The sequence below is a fragment of the Vibrio sp. V42_P2S4T144 genome (genome assembly GCF_009904715.1).
Classification (GTDB): Bacteria; Pseudomonadota; Gammaproteobacteria; order Enterobacterales; family Vibrionaceae; genus Vibrio; species Vibrio alginolyticus.
Genome location: NZ_WXWS01000177.1, coordinates 1 through 2,244 on the forward strand (window position 1 = coordinate 1; position 2,244 = coordinate 2,244).

General features: G+C 43.6%; 2 protein-coding genes. Both read left to right on the forward strand.

Going from position 1 to position 2,244, the window contains the following annotated elements; all coding sequences use genetic code 11:
* On the forward strand, positions 1-714 hold a 714-nt coding region (nudC, locus tag CAG68_RS06215; RefSeq protein ID WP_161440924.1), incomplete at its 5' end, for an NAD(+) diphosphatase.
* Positions 715-961: 247 nt separating this feature from the next.
* Positions 962-2,029: a uroporphyrinogen decarboxylase gene (hemE, locus tag CAG68_RS06220; protein ID WP_054730260.1), complete on the forward strand. Its 1,068-nt coding sequence runs from the start codon at positions 962-964 to the stop codon at positions 2,027-2,029.
* Positions 2,030-2,244 lie beyond the last annotated feature (215 nt).

The window sequence follows — 2,244 nt, forward strand, 5'->3', positions numbered from 1 at the left end:
GCTGTGCCCTTCGGGTCTGCAGAGCAGTTATCACTGCCAGTAACGAGTGCAAGACCCATTGGTGAGTATTCTGGTTCGCCCGTCATGTGGCTTAACTTGGCCGATTTAGAGCATGATCTACCTTTAGTATCCCTGCGTGACTGCCTGCATTTTCCTGAGCCATTATTTATGTTGTTAAGTAAAGCTGTGCAATATGGGCACATGACGCAAAGTTTGCGCTTTTGTCCACAGTGCGGAGGAAGAAACTTTCTTAATAATAACCAGTTAGCCATGCAGTGTGGTGAATGTCGCACCCTTCATTATCCTAGAATATTTCCGTGTATTATCGTTGCTGTACGTAAAGAAAATCAGATCTTATTAGCCCAACATCCAAGGCATCGAAATGGTATGTATACGGTTATTGCGGGTTTTCTAGAAGTCGGTGAGACATTAGAAGAGTGCGTGGCTCGAGAAATTCATGAAGAAACGGGAATTCTCGTTAAAAATATTCGCTACTTTGGCAGCCAGCCTTGGGCTTTCCCATCCAGTATGATGATGGGGTTTTTAGCTGATTATGAATCCGGAGAGTTAAGTCCAGACTACACTGAGCTGTCTGATGCACAATGGTTTGGTATCGATGAGATGCCGCCTGTTGCGCCTAAAGGAACGATTGCAAGAGCACTTATCGAACAAACGCTGAAAGATATAGACTCTAATTATCTGATAAATAGATAAAAAAAACCCTCCGAGAGGGAGGGGGTAAGTAAGATGTCGTTATGAGATGCTGAGTACTAAGTACTCAGTTTATAATTGTAGTTTTCGCTAGCGAACAAATTTTTAACACTGATACCGATTGGGTGCAAATTAAGCATTGATTTAAAAGTTAATAACTTGATCCAGGTTGCAAAGCACACAGCTATTGGACTTAAATCAGTGATAGAATACCCCCTTTCACAGAAAGCCTAACAGTTGGAATTACGGAATGACTGAATTAAAAAATGATCGTTATCTGCGTGCGCTTTTAAAAGAGCCGGTAGATTACACGCCAGTATGGATGATGCGCCAGGCAGGTCGTTACCTACCAGAATACAAAGCGACTCGTGCAGAAGCGGGTGATTTCATGTCTTTGTGTCGAAATGCAGAATTAGCATCCGAAGTGACACTTCAACCATTACGCCGTTTTCCTCTTGATGCCGCGATCTTATTCTCGGACATCTTAACGATTCCAGATGCAATGGGGCTTGGTTTGCGTTTTGCTGCGGGTGAAGGACCTGTTTTTGATAACCCAATTACATGCAAAGCCGACGTGGAAAAAATTGGTTTGCCAGATCCTGAAGGTGAACTGCAATACGTAATGAACGCAGTACGCCAGATCCGTAAAGACCTGAAGGGTGAAGTGCCGCTGATTGGTTTTTCTGGTAGCCCTTGGACTCTTGCGACGTACATGATCGAAGGTGGTAGCTCTAAAGCGTTTACCAAGATCAAGAAGATGATGTACGCGGAACCACAAACTCTGCACCTACTTCTAGATAAGCTGGCAGACAGCGTTATCGAGTACTTAAACGCGCAAATTAAAGCGGGTGCGCAATCGGTAATGGTATTTGACACATGGGGTGGCGTACTAACGCCTCGTGATTACAATCTGTTCTCACTGCAATACATGCACAAGATTGTAGATGGTCTGATTCGTGAAAACGACGGTCGTCGCGTGCCAGTCACACTGTTTACTAAGAATGGCGGCATGTGGCTTGAGCAAATCGCAGCAACAGGCTGTGATGCGGTTGGTCTAGACTGGACAATCAACATTGCAGACGCGAAAGCACGTATCGGTGATAAAGTAGCTCTGCAAGGTAACATGGACCCATCAATGCTTTACGCTTCACCAGAGCGTATCTGTGAAGAAGTCGCGGGTATTCTAGAAGGTTTTGGTGATGCAGGTACTGGTCATGTGTTCAACCTAGGTCACGGTATCCATTTGGATGTGCCGCCAGAAAACGCGGGCGTATTTGTGGAAGCGGTACACGAGCTATCTAAGCCATACCACAAGTAAGTTAGATCTTTTGAAATCAAATGCCGGCATTCAGTGCCGGTATTTTTTTGCCTAAAATTCATTTTTTCTATCTGAGACTCAAGGCTGTACAGCTCTAGTAGTATTTGGCCTACTATGATCTAATTACTACTCTAGCTGTACATTAGACATTAAAGTCTAATATAAACAAATACTTATAATTTCTGGTTTTATGTTCTAATTTTCTTGTACAGATA

Coding starts and splice junctions, on each gene's coding strand:
- hemE (WP_054730260.1), top strand. CDS start 962: ATGACTGAATTAAAAAATGATCGTTATCTGCGTGCGCTTTTAAAAGAG.